Source organism: Paenibacillus sp. FSL K6-2859, from assembly GCF_038008265.1.
Taxonomy (GTDB): domain Bacteria; phylum Bacillota; class Bacilli; order Paenibacillales; family Paenibacillaceae; genus Paenibacillus_AQ; species Paenibacillus_AQ nitricinens.
The window spans coordinates 133062-151162 of sequence record NZ_JBBOYU010000003.1; the positions used below are offsets into that span (position 1 = coordinate 133062).

Consider the following 18101-nt stretch of genomic DNA (forward strand, 5'->3'; position numbering starts at 1 on the left):
TGCATGATAAAACAAGATTAATTTTCCAAGAATACTACGACCTCCATATATATTACCTTACTACAAAAAAACACCAGCACAAGTATCATGCTGGTGTTTTTCATTACTTTTGGGTAGCAGCAGACCAATATAGTTCTCCTAGAGGAGCCTCGACATTTAGCTGCATACTAAACAGATTCGATTGAACATTGAATTTCTCACCTAAGATATTAAAAGTATAGTTACCGCTTTTGACAACAGAAGTAGCTGGAATCTTAATTTGTGCAAGCGCTAAGTCATTGCTTTCTTTGGTATATCCTCGTGCGATTTCAATACCGCTTGGATCCATCACCTTCACTAGATATTTACCTTCTTTTGAGTAGAAGGGTAAAGCGGCTTTAATGATTACCTGGTCCGCTTTATATTCTCTAAATAAGCCTACGCTTACCTTATTGTTACCAATACCAGCAATTGGAGGAGCGGCTTGCGTCGCAGTTACAGTGAATGAAAGTGCCTTAGAACGACTCGTTGTTTTCCATGTGTCGTGTATGGATTCAATCAACACCTTATAGTTTCCGGCAGGAAGTTCATCTGTAATAATTTTATTTTTATCTTTAAGGTTAAATCCTTTTTTCTGAATTTGAACTCCACTAGAATTGTAAACATAATAGAAATTGCTTTTCGTGGCTACATCCGACGTGATTTCAGCATAGCCTTTAACATTAACAGTTAGGCTAGTTATTGAAGGTTCAATTGGTTTCGGATCTTCCTTGACATTACTCACCTCAATAAGTTCACTAATTTCTTGACTAATGTTCCCGTATTTTACTGCTTGAGCGGTAACTTTATATTTCTCTTTTGCGATTTCGTTCCGCTTCAAAGAAAACGTACTAGAAAAGTATTGGTTATTTTTATCCGTAACCTTAACTTCTTTAATTAGGCCACCGTTCGGTTTGTATAGACGGAAATAGATTACCGTCTCGTCGCCCGGTATCGGATTTGCATACGCAGTCAGTTTTACCGAATCCTTTGAAAGTTCAGTTCCCAGTGAAAGTCCACTCGGTGTAGTTGGGAAGAACATGTCATTAGTGATAACAATTGAACGACCCTCTGTTTTCTGAGTTGCCTTTGTCGTACCATCATAGGATTCCCCCCTTACAATATAATCTCCAGGAACGAGTCCTTTAAATATATTTTTTCCATTCTTACCCGCTTCCTGGCGGATAACAGTTTTGTTTTTACTCACATCAAATACGGTTACAAAAAGCGTATTCGGACCTTGAGTTTCAGTAGAGATGACTCCATCGACATTGACCTCTACAGACTGGGCAAGTACCTTTGTTGCAGCTGCCATTGCCTTACCGCTAGTTTTGAAAACCGATGTTCCGTTTAGCGGTAAAAACACAAGGATAATGGCTAGACTCAGAGCAGCACACTTTCTTAAGTACATTTGTTTTTTTGTCACTTCAATTACCTCCAATTTTGTTATTCACCCATAAAAGAAAAACAAGCAGCCAAAATTTAGGCTGCTTGTAGTAATGTTTATATTATTGTTGAATATTAAAATGTGTGGTTCTCTGTCGCTGTTCACTGAATCGCATCCTTACACTTCTGTTTATCTAAACAGAAGTGAAGCGGGTCCACTCCAGTCGGATCGTCCACTACATGGATAATTACATTTTCACTCTTACAGTAATCGCATTTACCAATTTTAATTTCTGTATGATTATTACTTGGATTTAATTCTACTAAATGAATTCCGGCTTTCCACCTGGTGATGTGAATGGGTACTGAAAGTGCATTGGCAGTTTCTATAATTGATCCGTCAAGATCAATGACTTTTATTGTCGTTCCCCTCATCATATGCCACTGAACAATGCACTCTGGATCACCAATAGTTCTAGGCTTTTCAAAATTGATACCGGCAATATGAATATCTAACAGTTTCAGTACATGGCAGACTGCATAATACTGATGGTTCATAGAATCCTTCTCAAGTCCCTCTTGAATTAATTCTTTACAATAGCTAGCTACTGAGATGAGACCTTCCGGAGATACCTCTACTACTGAATCGTTTTTTATTGATAAGCGCATACCAGAAGCCTCCTAATTGTTATTAGGCTTTATATCTACCAAGTATCGTGAACCTTCCATCTTCTTTAAAGATTCTTGCCCATTCCGAGAAAGAAATTCTCTCTAATTCACCATATGTAAATACACAACATTGTTCTCTTTCGAAGTCTCCATTGATAATTGTTCACCTTGACGAGCTGCATCGAAAAACTCTCTGGTATCCGTCATCCATAGACCATACTTCTTCACAACCAATTGGAACTCTTCGATATCATGTCCACAGATCTGAAGAACTGGCCGTTTATCATTTTTATTTAATTTCGGACTACCATGTTTGTCCGTTGGGACGAGGTAGTGACATAATTCATGAGTGACTAAAGCTTCCTTCATCCGATCATCTAAAAATTGCCAGGCATTCTTGTTTATGATGATAACAGCTTCAGCCTTGGTTTCATAACGTTCTAGTGCAGTAAGGACCTTGGCTCGCCCTAATATTTGTCTCCCCTTTGAATTCCAATTTCCAGTACGGAAGCGGGCAATAATATTACAGTTTTTTAAATCTTTGAATTCATTTTCTGACTTTAAAATCCTTTGTATGATCATAATCACTTCATCTGCCTGCTCATAGGATCCTGACATTATGGTGTATACCTCCTCTTTTACTTTTTATTGGCTTATCCGCCTAACCAACAAAGGATGAGGATAACGGAGTCATTTCTCTACTGATCAAATCTTTACATTCCCTAAGCCATGACATCGGAGTCTTCCCTTCATTTAGAAAGAACTCTGAAGCATGTGAGAGTATAAAATTGTTTTTATCCTGTTCGCTCATTTTTGTTTCAAGTGCTAGATCAATCATTCCTACAACAAACGTCAGATAAGACTCATCAAACTCTGTAAATTCTTTGCCGAATGGTTCATCACGAAAGATCTGTAAATCAAAATTGTAAATTGAACTTAATACTTGTGCTGCATTATGTACACGCTCGCCGACTATAAAAGATAAATTCTTCTTCATAAAAAAATCGCCCCCATAAAAGTAATAATGAAATACCATCCGATCGATCGAAAAAATACTAACTAGATAAGCCGCCGCGATATATTAAGCAGCTCTTCACTCTCACTCACTGAACAAACGAAAAAGCAGCCCTTCAAAAGAAAGGCTGCTTTTTGATATTGCCCATATTTGGGCTATTTTGAAAATCATTTTTTGGGATGGCCATAAATTGCCAGATGTATCGAGTTCCTTTGTCATCTTCAATAGGAATTCTCGTTTACTCAGATAGCCGGTTACTCTGATGATTCACGGCTAACCTACAAAGATCCAGAAAGCAATTTACAATCATGACTATGTGGATCATCCAATAGCCGCCCAAGTTCTTTGGGTGAGATTAACCTTCAACAATTGCTGAATCATTAATCCGGCGCCGCCGTCATGAATATGAGATGATTATAGCAAAGAGGCTAGGTATTTTGCAAGTTTGATCTTTTTTACTTATTGTTCGTTATGTAAGGATAACTGTATGTGCGTATACTTATTATTTCTTGAAATGTTTTATATTTAAAATCTCTTCTTTCTTTTCGTGCCATAACTCCATATTTTTTTCCATATCAATACTGAATATTCTTTCTGTCATTGGATTCTTTTCCATAGTTACTGATAGTTCATTAATAAGTTGACCACAGAAAATGAGATACGGCGTTGCACCTTTATAATCAGAATCTTGGTATAAACGAAGCTGAACATAAGCACAGGCGATCTGCATCACTTCCGGAGGCATTCTGGTAACTAAATAATAATCAATGCCCTTGATTTCATAGGTGTAGGTTTCATGTAAATCATACAAACTAGGTAAGGTATCTATCCACTTGATCAAATTTGATCGAGTATCCTTTCTACGCTGCTGTGACTTATAAGAAGTCGCTGTGGGAATATTGCACATGAGCATGAATTCCTCCTTTCGTTAGTTTCCTTTCGGCCCATCTCATTCAAAATTAAAAATGCCTACCTTCATAAACACCAGTATTATCTTTATTTAGTTGTTTAAAGACTAATAATCCCAATATGGATACACTTGTATCTAATATTAAATAATATGTCTTTTTTATCTAGCGAACAAGCTTTTTTGGTACTTTCTTCCTAAATTATTACTTGATATCATATTCAAAAGTCATTCAACTCATTAACTATAGGCTTCAAATCTTCTAATAAAATCCAAAACCCATGCGGGCCTTCATTTATGCGAATTCCATCAATGCCATAATCAGAATGCTCTAATAACCAGGGAATCGATTCTTTTGTATCTAGTTGAACATAATATGCTTCCGCTTTTTCTTGTAAAACACCTTCAAAGCTGTTGTTCACTTGTTCTGGACTAGTGTACAAAAACAACCAAACCTTACCATTAATCTTGCCGGCATAAGCACGTGATCTATCAACTGTGCTCATGAGTAGGTACAGGTTCGGCTGCTGCAGAACCTCATTTACTAATTTCTTAAATGCTTCTTCTGTGCCAGTGTCATTAGCTTCTATAGACAATAAGTTAAATCTCATAGTCTGATCCCTCCATTTTTTAAATACCCTTTTAAAATTCCTTTTGATAATATTTTATTTTCATTATTGAACGGGATTTGTCTTTTGTTACTGATCGAGCCGGCAGCAAAATTTCGGCATCACTTTTGTAACGTGCTGGCTATACCACCCCACCATATAGCGCGACAGGAGCGGGAGCGGCATCCGGTTTATCCGGCTGCCGCTAATGGTCATATCTGAAACTCCTGTATTTCTTCTGATACGTGCTGAATGCAACACCCCACCATATAGCGCGACAGGAGCGGGAGCGGCATCCGGTTTATCCGGCTGCCGCTAATGGTCATATCTGAAACTCCTGTATTTCTTCTGATACGTGCTGAATGCAACACCCCACCATCATAGCGCGACAGGAGCGGGAGCGGCATCCGGTTTATCCGGCTGCCGCTAATGGTCATATCTGAAACTCCTGTTTCTTCTGATACGTGCTGGCTACAACACCCCACCATCATATCGTGCAACAGGAGCGGGAGAAGTTTTATCTGAAGTGTTAGCCATCAATTTAATCTATATATAAAGTTTACTACCTTCTTCCGATAGATTTGATTTTATTAACGATGTTTTTAAAAACCCTTTTAAAGTATTATCTAAGGGAAGATCGGGCACTTGATCAAAATTCACACCAACAAATTCCACATACTCAAAGTGCTCGAATTCTTGCGCAAGCGCATCCACCATGCCCTCCCATGTTAGTACGATTACTTTTTTCCCATCTTGCCGATAATCTGCTGGGCTATAGCGTTTTAGCTTCCTTAAAACTCCCGTTCCTGTCATCGCGTACTCAACGATATATTTGGGTTCCCCATTATGAAGAACGGTATACGGAAAAACCCCCTTCTGGTTAAACCGTACAGGTCCGATCTTTTCAAACATCTTTTCTTGGCTTCTTTCTGTCCCCAATTTTTTCAGAAGATACATTCCGGTCTGAAAAGGGAGCAACATCACATTACTACGAAAATGATGCATTTCTTTTCTGATTATTCTTTCAAAATCCTCATACTGTTCATCTGGTTTATTCAACATAATTAGGACATGATCGATCTGAAGCATCTTTTTAACTTCTGTGATTAAGCTGTTCATCATTTTCTCAGTGGCATATTGCTCTATTGCATATATAGCGATCGTTTTCTTACCATCTGGTGTTATAAGGCAGCCGTTAATATGTGAATTTCGATCAAGAGCAAATGTCGCTTTCGTTTCTCTGCTATCCTTCATTTGATATCCGAAGGGGGTAAGCTGAACAAGAATGTCATTAACTAAAAGCACCTGCGCCATCCTTCGTCCTTCGAGTCGAAGTCTTTCCTGGTTTCTATTATATTCGTCAATAATGCCATATTCCTTCAGAGCCTCAAGTGCCTTTATTTTGATAAAGTACACGGAGGAAGACTTCCTTCCATCTTCCTTTACAATAGCTTTATCCTCGAGAAAACCGGAATGTTTTAAGACATATAATCGTTTATATACATAATTCCTCCTTTCATTTTCTCGGAAGAATAGTTCGTGTATTTGAGGCACATTTAGCGCTCGAAATTTATAGAGCACATAGAACAGTTCTAAATCTCTTTCCGTCAAAGTTATGTTAGGTCTATCTACCACTTATCCTCTCCCCTTCCATTTGACTTCACTTGAAGCGGGTATTCTATTTTATGCTCTTGGAGCTTCTGTTCTCGGTTAAGTACTGCTGGTCATACCTGCAACCTTCGATGGAGGGCTGCCTATACATACCGCCCTCCATTTGTGTTTCCAAGTATGTATATGGCGAGATTCAAAAATCCCTTATATGGCATGGTTTCATGCTATTTTTGGTGGAAAGAATGTATTTGTATATTTTATGGAGGAATACAAAACACATTTTGATTGATACAAAAGGAATTTATTCATAATAAAACACTTATGACAGGTAAAAACGGAGAGGTAAAAATAGCTTTGGTTTCTAAAACCATTGTTTTTACCCCTGTTCTTTCTCCTGTTCTTTCTTTTTTCCTAAGTGATTCTACTGTCTTTTTGAATTGATAAGAAAACTTCAGATGCATATCTTTCAGGCGCCAAAAATACTTCAGTATGTGCATTTCCTTTGTCATAAAGGCCCTTTTCTGCAAACGAGAGGTGAGTCCAGGAATCTTTTAGTAAGAGTCCAGAAGATCTAAATGCATCCATAACATATTTTCTCCCTCTGTTATCAAGATCGCTTTCGATCAAATTGGGAAAACAATGAACTATATAAATAAAAGATTCCTCAAAAGGGTGGTTTTTTTCCAGCCCTCTTTCCTGCAATAGAGCGAATATTTTCATCCCAAGTTCAGCTTTGTAATCCCTTATTTCTTTTCTAACTTCTCTTAATTGCCTATTTGCCTGATCGTAAATAGGCAGCAAACCAGGTAAGGAGAAATGGAATATCCATGCCTGCCTATCTTCAGTCCAATAGATCCGCAAATCCCCCTCTTCAGGAGGTTTTATACCAAGTTCCAAACGCATAATAATCACCCTTCTCAACTCTAAAAAGAGATCTTATTCCCCTAAAAAGTACATCACTTCGTCATTAATTAGTGTCTTATTCTGAGACTCGGTTGCTTGCTCCGATACCTCGTTTTCTGGCGGAGTCAATGGACTTTTTAATGTAATCTTTGTTGTTTCAGTACTCTTATCATTGATCAGATTAAAACCGGATTGAGTAGCTGCGCGTCGTTCAATTTTCTGTAGAATTTCATTTAGTTTCAACTCTATCCTCAATTCCAAAGAATCTAGACGTGAGACTATATGATTAATGTCTTCTTTTTTTTCGAAAAAATCGATTGCTTCACGTATGTAGGCACTTCTCGTACCCATCTTCATCCCCTTTAAATGGGTCAATTGGTCATCGTCACAGCGAAATGTTACATGTTTGTTTTTCCCCTCCGGCACACTTCTCCCTCCTTTGAATTTGTGTTACAACGTTATCTTTTACACAAAATGATGTGTCACAAATGTTATTAAAGCCAATTGAAATGTGTCACAAACGTTATTAAAGTCAATTGAAAATTGTTATTCTAACTTATTGTGTTACTTTTGTGTTACACCTTAATTGGATATATACAATTGTTTCTCTCTTTCTCTGTTTTCTTTATATTCCTGTAAGCGGCCATAGATGAGGTAGCCCAATGCATCTGCAAATTGGTGGTCCTCGACAATTTCTTGATTATGGTGGAATCCTAATATTCGTTCTTCAAGATCTCCAGGTCCACCACCGCATATAAACGCAGTATGGATGAAATCTTTTTGACTTCCCCACTTCGTTTTGATCGTATCCAGGTTGATCTGGGCGACAATATCTTTTGCTCTTTTAATGTCGTTTTTAAGATCAAAGTATTTACCTTTATAATTAATTCCGCCCGATTTTAAGATCGGTTCAACTTGGGGTAAATTTAATCTTGCTCCGGATTGCTCATAAAATGCTTGTTCAACTATCTTTCGAATCTCCACCATTCCCACTCCTTCATCAGAGCTGAACGACATGTCACCAAGTGGTTTAAATTTTTCTCCTGCTTCGAAAACTATAACATCGAGCGTATAGAAGCCCATATTGATTACAGCCAGTTTCAGTCCCTGTTGAAGAAGGTCTTTGCGCGTTGGTACCCCATGGATATTCATCAAACAGGAGTAAATGCTCGCGCCCCCCTGGAGGTACACTGTTGCCTTTTCAAAACCAATTGTATATTCCGTCCCCTCAAATTTACCGGCTTTATGCTGCACCTTGCCTTTGAATTCACGTAAGTAATTTTCAAATTGCACTTTTTGAGTTTTATAAAAATCAAGCGGTAAACCAGTTATAAGATGCAAGGGTTGATCTACCCCCACTGTTAACATGCTTGTAGCCGTTGCAATTAATTGTGTTGTCGTTGGGTGATCAATTTTGTTCTTATCAAAGGCATAAGCTGCTTTCGTTGACGATAAAGCAAGTTCCCCTACAAAAATTTCCTTTTTTGAACCATCTGGCATTGTGACAACGACATGGATGTCTGTATCTTGATTTTCTACCCCAAAGGCATCGTTAAGGTCTCGAGAATACGGTGGTGCTACCAAACTTCTAATAAGTACGCGCTCTCCTCGTTCATTAACTCCTTTCACCCATCCATAACCAATATCGAGCCCAATCTTAAAATATTTCAGCATTTTGAAATTAGTCATCTCACTATCCCCTTCCATTAATCTTAGTTCGGTGCTTCTAACCAAAAACAAAAAAAACGAACAGGTGCCGTTAATCCTGTTCGTTTTAAGGTGGATTATGATATTTTCTATGCATCATGTTTCTGTCTGAATGAGCTTTTCCTCACTCTTCAGGTTTTCATAAAACCCAAGGAAATCCATCATTGTTTCCGGCTTTACACTAACGCTGAGCGTTATGATGTTCCCTTCTTTTTTAAAAGTCATAAATTTGTACAAACGAGTTACATTCATAATAAATTTATTGGTATCCGCTGCTTTTGTATGTACGATATATTTCTTAGAGAATTCAATACCGCGGATTTCCCCGTCATGTCTTTTGAGATGAAAATCATCATTCCATGTGGCCAAAAGAGTTTCAAGATTAAACTCCGAAAATGCATTACTCATTTTGAGATTCCTCCTTTTCAATCACGTGAGTCACAATCTCATTTACATCATCTTGATCTTTTTCATATAACCAGAAGACATGCTTCAAGAGATATAAATCAGATACCTCAACTATATTTCTTCCTCGGACAACTGCTGCAGCCCTCAATAAATTGAGTGAATTACGTAGTCTACGATCTGAAGGAAAAATCTCCTTTTTAAAAAGCTGATCTCTCATTTTGATGATCATATCAATTATCAACTCAGGTACCTGGACTTTTTTCATCTCTAATCTTAATTGCTTAATGTCCTCCAAAGTTATGGATCCTAAAACTTCATCCGAAGATTTAGGCTTTTGGGTTAATAACCCTCTTAAATTATCAGATTCTTTGATATAGTCGATTCGTATCCGCACAAGAAAACGGTCATATAAAGCCTGAATATCCTCGTCTTTCGGGTATGAATTCGTAGCACCAAACAATGAAATTAATGGGACCTTGGTAGAAATGTTATTTTGTATAAATGTCCTCTCATTCATTATCTCTAGAAGGCTGTTGAGGGTGTCACCAGTGGCTCGCAACGTTTCATCCAAGAAAGCTAGGTCAGCTTCAGGGAGCTTGTTTTGTGTAAGGCGTATATACTCTCCATACTCCATCCTGTAGGGTTCATACGGACCAAGAATTTCATCGATTTTAGTTTCTTTATTCATTGTCCACTTAAAAAGTTTTACTTCTCGGATAAAGTCGCAAATGTCATCTAGCACGGATGACTTAGCTGCGCCTGGAGGACCAATAAGGAGCATATGCTCGGCAGCAATTAGGGAAACAAGAGAGCAAAAAATTATTTCACTACGTTCATAATATTTCTCATTTAAATATGCATCGATGTAATTTATTTGTTGTATGACATTTGAAATGTTCATGAATCAATTCTCACCATCTTTCTATAATGAATCTATCGACGATTGGCCAGTGCACGTTCAGCAATTTGGACGAACTGATCTGTGGTAATCGTAGGTGTAACAAACAAAGTGGATCCAAGTGTATCAATTACCCAACGTGCTAACTGAGTTTTTCCTTCAATCCCTAACTTCATATATATATGTTGAAGATGCTTTTGTACATTTACTTCCGTCATAAACATAATAGCAGCTATTTCTCTCCGCGCTTTTCCTTCAAGAGTCAACCAGAGAACTTCCCTTTGCCTTTCTTTTAACTCACAACGAAACATTGGTTCTTCTAAAGCTTTTCTGATCACTTCATTACTTGTCATTCCACTCGCCTCCCTTTTCTTTTCAAAAAAAAAAAGCCTCTGTACGAGGCCAGATTTGTATTTCTAATGAATTGTTAAATCAACGAATAATAGTAGGAAATAAAAAGAAAACAGAAGAGTTAAATTCACTCTTCTGCCAAGGTTATTCGTGGTAAATTCACTTCCCCCGAAACCACTGAAGTTTCGATAAATTAATTGTACAACATTACTGTACACAGGTCAATACAGATATATAATCTTTTATATTAATGGATCTCAGAAGACTTTATCGATGAAGCTCCTAAAGATAATCGCGTAGACTCTGACATTGACTCTTGCATTGATTTTCCAAATACACCGAATGCTTTTACTCGATAATTACTAGAAAGAGAAAAAGAAACGGTACCAGGTGCTTTTACGATACCATTACTGTATGAAATGCTCCAGTCCGCTGGATCAATCCCCATTGCTGCCATTTTCTTTGATATATCCTCTTCTGCCTGTGCTGTCATTCCTCCACTTTCAGACATTGTTTCTACTGCAAAATCTGTTAATTCATGTGCTTTCCATTGCCAGTTAGCGTAAGTTATCATATCCGGCACAAAGAGAGTAAAAAATGAAAATACCATAATCCACAATAGTTTTTCTGGAGTCTGCAATTTAATCTTCCTTTCATCATAAAATTACATATTACATTAATAGAAAAAAAACGGCCAAAATTAGGCCGCTTTTAAAATTGGTTGTGATTTATTTTTGGCAATTGGAAGTGTTGTTCATATTATTAAATCATCCCCTTAGGAACAATACCAGAGCATAGCCACTTGCTCACAGTCTGGTATAGACCCACGGTTCTACCATTATTTAATAAAATCATAAATCAGTTCCGCAGCTTTTGCCGGTTGTTTCATGCTCCATGTGTGCGTTTCGCCAGGGATCGTAACCAACTTCGCTTTTTTAATGGTAGAAGCCATCAATTGTGCATTCGCATACGGTGCGGATTGGTCTCCATCACCGTGAATGATAAGCGTCTTCTGTGTGATCTTGTTCAGATCATTAACAATATTAAATCCGATTAGTGCTTGAATATCCCCGAGTGATGTTTCTTTTGCAGGAATCAAGTTTGGAAACCACATATGGAATTCAGCTTGTTGTTCCGGTGTAGTGTTTACGGCATAATCATCTTCAATCATGCCAGGGTACATTTTATTAAATTCTTCCCCTGTATAACCACTTAGGAATCCGAAGTGCTTCCATTCTGGTGAAGTACTAATCAGTACAACCTTTTCCAAGCCTTCAATATTTCTAACAGCTAACTTTTGGGCTGCAGAGCCTCCCATAGAAATACCGACTATCACTACTTCATTCGCGAAATCTCCGGATTCTCTGCCTTGTTCCACAAATTCAGCTACAACATCAGCCATATCGTTCACACTGCTTAATACTGGACCTTTAGAAAGTCCATGGGCAGGTAGATCAATTTGTACAATTTGTGCTTTCTCGAATTTTTTTCCTAATTCTTCAGCCAATGAATCAGTGGACAATAGGTTAGCAGATGCCCCATGAATCAATAAAAATGTGCGATCTGGATGCTTAGCTTTGCTAACGGAATCACGAACCTTATAAGAAATATTTTGCTCACCAATTTGGACTGACTTGATTACCGCTTTACGTTCTAAATTATTGGAACCCGTGTTGTTTTCTTCTGCAGAGGCGCTACTAGTGCTAAGTGAAGTTGGTGCCAAAATTACCGCTAACGGAGCTATAAAATTCTTCTTCTTAAACATGATAAAACCTCCAAATAGTTTGATTAAGTTTGTCATCTTTTTTTAGTAAAAATACTTTGTAATGAAACACTTTAAGGGTTGCCTCGGATGAGTTGTCGTAAAAAAACTCATTTTACCATTTCTGATTTTAGCTTATATCATAGCTCCCATACTCTTGACGAAGGCTACGCCAATTATCGCGATTGGAAGAAGAAGTACAAAAGCATAAACACCTGAACTAATAAGCTGTAAACGAGCAGGTCTCTCTTTGATAATCTTTCTTTGATTCTGTATACGCATTTCTCGCATTAATACCGACTGTCTGTTAAAAATCTGATTTGCTTCTTTTTTAGACATATCCATCGCCTGTTTCATGGCGAAAACAAATCGTTTCGCCGCCCCAATGCCTACATTCTCAGCAAATCGGTTTAATGCTTGTTGTTCAGTCATAATATCTAAATCATTAGACAGTCTTTCACAATCAAGCCGTAGCACGTCTGGGGATTGTTCAGTAGCACGTTTAATGGCTTCATAAGGTGTTAACCCTGCAGAAAATAATAATATAAGCAATTCGATGAAATCTGGTAGATAAATACTCGCTTGTTTCTCTTTGTAGGCTACCGCTTTCTTAAGCCGATTTACGGGATATCGATAAAATACAAAGCCTGCAACTACCGCGAAAAACAAAAGCACGGTTGAACCGCTAAAAATACCAAATAGGGACAAGCCAACCATTGCAATACCACCTAACATCAGCTGTTGTGCTGCAATATCTTCAGGTGCTTCTTTCCAACCGACCCTATATAACATTTTTTCAAGTACGTCTTTCTGGTTATGAGACAGTTTGACTTTCCTTTTCGCAGCGCCCTCCATCATTTCAGCTACTTGTTTCCAGGTAGCCTGCTTACCGTTAGTTACATATGCTTGTGAACGATATTTCTTCTCAGATACAAAAATCGAAGCAAAAGCCCAATAAAGAACTAATAGAAAGAGCAAAGCAATCACGTATTGAAGCATCCTCTATTCCTCCCGAATTATTATTTACTAATCAACCATTATTACATCTTGGTCATTTTGTTAACTTTATGGAAGGACCATAAGATGTACAGAAACATTGCAGCAATCAGAACTTGTCCTGCTGGAAGCTTCATTAAATCGTTGTATTGCTCTGCTTGTACGAATCTAAAAAACAAAACAATGAGGATAGCAATCCCTACATTCATTCGATGTGATTGGCGCTGCTGGGTACATTCAACGCGATCTTCTTCCTTTAGGACACGCTTACTCATAATGACCTCAGCCACCTTCTTCATTGTATCGCTAGCATCCCCTCCGGCCTTCTCAACCACAAGAAGCACAGCAGCAAATACCTTGAATTCACTTACAGGAATTTTTTCATACAACTCGTCTAACAAGATTTCTAAAGAGCGCCCTGTTTTATATTCAACCATTAACATTTCCCACTGACTCCTAAGTGGATCCTGAAGACTTTCCGTTGCCCTATCCATTGCCGTTGTTAAGTTGCGAGTAATTGCATAACTTGAACTTACTGCTTCGATTAAAATTTCAACTTGTTCTTCTGACTGATCTTCAAATTGTTGCTTTCGTGTGTTCAAGTAAAACCAAGATAACCATGGACCTCCAATCGCTCCACAAAACATGACCAAAGGTGCCTTCATTAATACTCCTACAAGAAATCCTATCAGCATGCTTCCATATAATATTAACGGTGCTTTGCTACCTACTTTCCATCCAATTTCTTCTGCCTCTCTCTCAAAATCTGCTACGGAAATGAAGCGTAGAAATCCGAATCTTGACTTCTTATCTTTCTCCACTTGAACTTCAATGTGAGATTCTTCCTGTTCTGTTTTAAGCATGGCCCATGAACGATACTTTCTAGCAGGCATGCTCTTCTGAATTACAATAAAGAGAATAATAAATAGAATACCTATGGCCACATAATAAAATAGATCTTCTCTATACATGATTACGCCCCTTTCTTTGAAAAATCGTCTTCCCGCATCCACATACGTAACTCGTCTCTAGATACCCCTTTTTTTACGAGTTTTGCTATTAAAGGCTTAGAAAAAACACAATTTTCGCCCTTTATGTGTCGCCCGATAATTTTAATTTTCTGGTTTTCATCAAATTCAACATCAATATCCTCGAACTTATAAAGGTCATTTACAAGTGGTTGATTATTTTTATATCCCAAAACTTCAATAACCTCTGTGATGCGTCTAGTACCATCCACCTTTTTTTCAACATATACGATAATATCAATCGCAGTTGCTACCATTTGTCCAATAATATCCGGATCAAGTGGTAGCCCATTACGAAGAATCATTTGGAGTAGTCTCATCACTCCGTCTTTAGCGGAGTTCGCATGCAGACTGCTTAATCCACCGTCATGACCAGTATTAAGAATTTCAACCATGTCCAAAGCTTCTGCTGACCGTACTTCACCAACAATTATTCTTGATGGGTACTGACGTAACGCGTTTTTTAGTAATTTACCTAAATCAATTGTTGTTTCTGGCTTGTCAGTTAACCGGCATTCCACACTAATAAAGTGTTTTAGAGGGTAAAGCTGCTTTAACCGCAACTCTTCAGTATCCTCAATGGTAAGTGTGCGCTCCCTATCTGGTATTTCTTCGCAAAGTCTTTTAATAATTGTTGTCTTCCCTGCCCCTGTCCCTCCAACAATAAGGATATTTGCGCCTCCACGAATCAGAACCTTTAAAGAGTCGAACATTTCCTTAGTGCATAAACCAGTTTCAATCATTTTCTCTTCAGACATATTGATTGGAGGATATTTCCGAATTGTAATTGTTGTACCATTGCGAGATACTGGCGCTATTACGATATTAATACGTGTATCCGGTAAGCGTGCATCTACAATCGGAGACGCCTCGTTTACTGTAGCACCGGCCATATTCAACATCTTTTTCGCCATAGCAAGTAGGTGGTCTTCGTCGTCGAATTTCAGATTAGTAAGAGTTATTCCCAATCCAACCTTATCAATGTAAATTTCTTTTGGACCATTAATCATGATCTCTGTGATACTATTATCTTTCATCAATTCTTCAATTGGACCAAGTCCAATTATTTCGTCACACATATACTTTGCCATTTCTTTACTGCTCATCTTATCCATATTTAATTTTTGATCAATAATGATGCGCATAATTTGTTTCTCCATCACATTTCGCATTTCTTTGTCAAAGAAAGCGCGCGCAAGATCATTACCATGTTCAAGAACTAAACGTTCACGAACCTTAGTAATTGCATCAGTGTTCACAATAGCATCAATTGCTCTTTCTGCAGTTACTTTTGATCCGGTCGGGTTCTGCATTACCTCCATATACTCTTCTGTAGTTTGAAGTGCATCATAAAAGTTGTTTTGCTCATTACCCTCTACTAAAGTCTTTTCATCAACTGTGCTCAAGTTGTTTTGCTCATTACCCTCTACTAAAGCCTTTTCATCAACTGTGCTCATAATGAGAAATCTCCCTTCAAATATATTCTTACTTAATAAAAGAAAAGCCAGTGCGCCTTCAATCGCACTGGTCTTTTGAATTTTTATACTCTCTTTGTAAATCGGAATAACCTACGTGTAATGCCTTTGACTCCATTCTCTTTACCTTCTCTTGATTCTTCGAAAGGACTTTCTTTTGCAGCTGTCTTCTTTTTCTTTGGAAAACCAACATTATCAATAAAGGTACTGACGGCACTATTGAAATCATCCCCGCCTCCCTGTAGAAGGTCCAACGAACGCTCTGCCATCGTCGGATCTTCTGGAAGTATAGTGAATACTTCACGCTCCATTAGTTTTTCAATGACCTTTACCAGTGGCTGAGGTGTCCGGTTTAGAACAAGTTTGATTCGGTCATTTTCGATTTCCCGGCTAAGTCGATTTAGCTCTTTAGCTGTATACATGCAATGGGCTACTTGTCCATCAATTAATACAACTACTTCATCAGCAAGTTTCAAACTTGCCGGTGTAACAGCCATTAGCAGCTCACTAGGAACATCAATAAAGATCGCTTGAAACCCTAGTTTATCTAGAGAGTCAATAATAAATGCTGGCATATCATGTTTTAACTTTAAAGATCCCGCAAAAAAACGATCTAGGTTTTGAGAAGGTGTTAATAGAAACAAGTCCTGAGGCAGCTCCGCCACAACGTCTTGCATCTGTCTACTATCATCATACTTTTCATGCGACCAAATATTGCTGTTCAGTAAGAAGTCCTTCACATCCCTATAGTCCTCCCCCTCCTGATTCTTTGAAATCCAGGTTTCAAGGTTTCTAGTAGGATGACTCATTCCCATTGAATATGCTGTAGAAGCATGAAACAGATCTAGTTCTACTAGAGCCGTCCGAATCCCCCGACTTGCTGTTTCTGTTGCAGCTGCACGTAGAAACGTATTTACGCCCATTCCACTATCACAAGACCATCCTGTAATGACTTTACTTGTTCTTTTGTTTACCGTCTCAATACCTTCATTCACATTATTTTTTATCATTGCCCAGTCACTCCTTTATTAGCGTCGCCGATCTGCTCAATGCCTATTGTTGAACTTACGTTTGTACCTTCTATAGAAGTTTCTTTCTTCTGGATATTATTGATATCAAATTCTTTGCTTAGAATATATGGTTTAATATCGTATGGATCTTTTTCACCCAGGTCTGGAATTGTATTTTCATCAGCACTTGGCACCATAATGATGGCAGAATCTCTGAACGCATTAGATGTCGCACTGTTCAACATTCTGAATTGGTCCTCAGTAACAGCCAGTTGTACCACGGTAGGATACAATTCCTTTTTAGGAGCAACGCTTTGACCCTGAGAATTTACAGTATTGGTTGTGTTTTTAGTTGTTAAGTCTTCTGCTTTTTTGTTCTTTGTACTTATTACTTTGATGCTTCTATACATTTTTCCTGAAACCCACTGCTCTTTCGTACCAGATGTTGCATTGCTTCCTTCAACCGCTTGGAACCAAATATCTACTTTAGATCCTTCGATTACATTACCAGCAGCAATTTCAAGTAGGTTTACATTACCAGTCCAAAGCACTTGCCCAGGTTCCAATTGACGTTTAGCATAATCTAGTAATTCTTGTTCGCTGACAATCTTGTTTTGAAAAAAGTAACTGTTTTGTGAAAGTCCATATGATGCCTGTGTAAACTGACCTACTATTTTCGTCATATCCATCACAATGCCTGGAGGCAGTCCTTTTTTAGGTACATTTGTGTGTTCTATCATATCCGCAGTAATCTCGGTATGAGGGGGAATATCATTCTTAGCAAAATAAACCTGGGTCTCTTCCAGTTCTGAATTTACTCGAAACTGACTTATTGCATAAAATGAACCCACAACGATCAAAGCTGCCATTAAAGCAAGTAATTTTCTTTTCTTCATAATTTGTAATTCCTCCTGAATTTTATTGTTTTTCGTCCCAGATAAAAATGACCCTGTGACGAGGGTTATACCAAACATCATCTGCCTTGAGATACTTCATAGCCTTGGACTCACCGGGGAGAGACATTTGGGCTGCGGCATATGGAACAAGTCGTTGTACATCGTAAATCGCTGTGTATTTACTTTGTAGCGCTTTTTCTCCTGCATTCAATGTCCCATACACATAGAATTCATGATAAAAATCATTTAAATCAGTACGCGGTTTATGTTTTGTACGTATTCCTCCTTCTTCAACTGATCTCATCAGCGCAGTTTGCGTTGTATTCCTCGCTCCATCCTCAACAACAAACTTTTTTGTACCAATGTCAACAATGTCGAGCAGAAAGAAGATTAGCGAAATAAAGATCATAAACCATAAAAGCTTCGCAGGTGATTGCATTTATGACTCCTCCT

At 38.1% G+C, this 18101-nt stretch carries 21 protein-coding genes; all 21 read right to left on the reverse strand.

What is annotated here, in order from left to right:
* Positions 1 to 103: 103 nt before the first annotated feature.
* The 21 genes from MHB64_RS33240 to MHB64_RS33340 all read right to left on the reverse strand — a co-directional run bounded on the left by MHB64_RS33240 (position 104) and on the right by MHB64_RS33340 (position 18087).
* Entirely contained in the window at positions 104 to 1444 is a 1341-nt protein-coding gene (locus MHB64_RS33240; RefSeq protein WP_341109658.1) for a hypothetical protein, read from the reverse strand.
* Positions 1445 to 1566: 122 nt separating this feature from the next.
* On the reverse strand, positions 1567 to 2073 hold the full coding sequence (locus MHB64_RS33245) for a hypothetical protein (RefSeq protein WP_341136469.1): 507 nt from the start codon (positions 2071 to 2073) through the stop codon (positions 1567 to 1569).
* A 102-nt stretch (positions 2074 to 2175) separates the two neighbouring features.
* Positions 2176 to 2691 carry a putative metallopeptidase gene (locus MHB64_RS33250; RefSeq protein WP_341136470.1) on the reverse strand — a complete coding sequence of 172 codons (516 nt, stop codon included), beginning with the start codon at positions 2689 to 2691 and terminating at the stop codon, positions 2176 to 2178.
* Between the two features lie 43 nt (positions 2692 to 2734).
* Positions 2735 to 3070 carry a hypothetical protein gene (locus MHB64_RS33255; protein ID WP_341136471.1) on the reverse strand — a complete coding sequence of 112 codons (336 nt, stop codon included), beginning with the start codon at positions 3068 to 3070 and terminating at the stop codon, positions 2735 to 2737.
* A 520-nt stretch (positions 3071 to 3590) separates the two neighbouring features.
* Positions 3591 to 4001 (reverse strand): hypothetical protein, encoded by a 411-nt coding sequence (locus tag MHB64_RS33260; RefSeq protein ID WP_143812458.1) that lies wholly within the window; start codon positions 3999 to 4001, stop codon positions 3591 to 3593.
* Between the two features lie 215 nt (positions 4002 to 4216).
* Positions 4217 to 4606, reverse strand: a complete 390-nt coding sequence (locus tag MHB64_RS33265) for a hypothetical protein (protein ID WP_094878502.1) — start codon at positions 4604 to 4606, stop codon at positions 4217 to 4219.
* Positions 4607 to 5149: 543 nt separating this feature from the next.
* On the reverse strand, positions 5150 to 6238 hold the full coding sequence (locus MHB64_RS33270; protein WP_341136472.1) for a replication-relaxation family protein: 1089 nt from the start codon (positions 6236 to 6238) through the stop codon (positions 5150 to 5152).
* A gap of 387 nt (positions 6239 to 6625) precedes the next feature.
* Positions 6626 to 7117, reverse strand: a complete 492-nt coding sequence (locus MHB64_RS33275) for a hypothetical protein (protein ID WP_094878822.1) — start codon at positions 7115 to 7117, stop codon at positions 6626 to 6628.
* A 33-nt stretch (positions 7118 to 7150) separates the two neighbouring features.
* Positions 7151 to 7543: a hypothetical protein gene (locus tag MHB64_RS33280; protein WP_094878823.1), complete on the reverse strand. Its 393-nt coding sequence runs from the start codon at positions 7541 to 7543 to the stop codon at positions 7151 to 7153.
* Positions 7544 to 7699: 156 nt separating this feature from the next.
* Positions 7700 to 8806: a ParM/StbA family protein gene (locus tag MHB64_RS33285; RefSeq protein ID WP_280788201.1), complete on the reverse strand. Its 1107-nt coding sequence runs from the start codon at positions 8804 to 8806 to the stop codon at positions 7700 to 7702.
* 114 nt (positions 8807 to 8920) lie between these two features.
* Complete coding sequence (locus tag MHB64_RS33290; protein ID WP_094878825.1) at positions 8921 to 9232, reverse strand: hypothetical protein; 312 nt, start codon at positions 9230 to 9232, stop codon at positions 8921 to 8923.
* Positions 9225 to 10133: an AAA family ATPase gene (locus MHB64_RS33295; RefSeq protein WP_094878826.1), complete on the reverse strand. Its 909-nt coding sequence runs from the start codon at positions 10131 to 10133 to the stop codon at positions 9225 to 9227. Before MHB64_RS33295 ends, MHB64_RS33290 begins: the two co-directional genes overlap by 8 nt.
* 32 nt (positions 10134 to 10165) lie before the next feature.
* Complete coding sequence (locus tag MHB64_RS33300; protein ID WP_094878827.1) at positions 10166 to 10483, reverse strand: response regulator transcription factor; 318 nt, start codon at positions 10481 to 10483, stop codon at positions 10166 to 10168.
* Between the two features lie 245 nt (positions 10484 to 10728).
* Positions 10729 to 11121 (reverse strand): hypothetical protein, encoded by a 393-nt coding sequence (locus MHB64_RS33305; RefSeq protein WP_094878828.1) that lies wholly within the window; start codon positions 11119 to 11121, stop codon positions 10729 to 10731.
* Between the two features lie 198 nt (positions 11122 to 11319).
* Positions 11320 to 12246: an alpha/beta fold hydrolase gene (locus MHB64_RS33310; protein ID WP_341136473.1), complete on the reverse strand. Its 927-nt coding sequence runs from the start codon at positions 12244 to 12246 to the stop codon at positions 11320 to 11322.
* 132 nt (positions 12247 to 12378) lie between these two features.
* On the reverse strand, positions 12379 to 13242 hold the full coding sequence (locus MHB64_RS33315) for a hypothetical protein (protein ID WP_094878830.1): 864 nt from the start codon (positions 13240 to 13242) through the stop codon (positions 12379 to 12381).
* Positions 13243 to 13283: 41 nt separating this feature from the next.
* Positions 13284 to 14210, reverse strand: coding sequence for a type II secretion system F family protein (locus MHB64_RS33320; protein WP_094878831.1), 927 nt, complete (start codon positions 14208 to 14210; stop codon positions 13284 to 13286).
* 2 nt (positions 14211 to 14212) lie between these two features.
* A complete protein-coding gene (locus MHB64_RS33325) occupies positions 14213 to 15724 on the reverse strand; it encodes a CpaF family protein (protein WP_280788200.1) in 1512 nt (503 codons plus the stop codon).
* An 83-nt stretch (positions 15725 to 15807) separates the two neighbouring features.
* Complete coding sequence (locus MHB64_RS33330) at positions 15808 to 16752, reverse strand: hypothetical protein (protein WP_341136474.1); 945 nt, start codon at positions 16750 to 16752, stop codon at positions 15808 to 15810.
* A complete protein-coding gene (locus MHB64_RS33335; RefSeq protein ID WP_280788199.1) occupies positions 16749 to 17648 on the reverse strand; it encodes an SAF domain-containing protein in 900 nt (299 codons plus the stop codon). Before MHB64_RS33335 ends, MHB64_RS33330 begins: the two co-directional genes overlap by 4 nt.
* A gap of 22 nt (positions 17649 to 17670) precedes the next feature.
* Positions 17671 to 18087 (reverse strand): hypothetical protein, encoded by a 417-nt coding sequence (locus MHB64_RS33340; RefSeq protein ID WP_094877624.1) that lies wholly within the window; start codon positions 18085 to 18087, stop codon positions 17671 to 17673.
* Positions 18088 to 18101 lie beyond the last annotated feature (14 nt).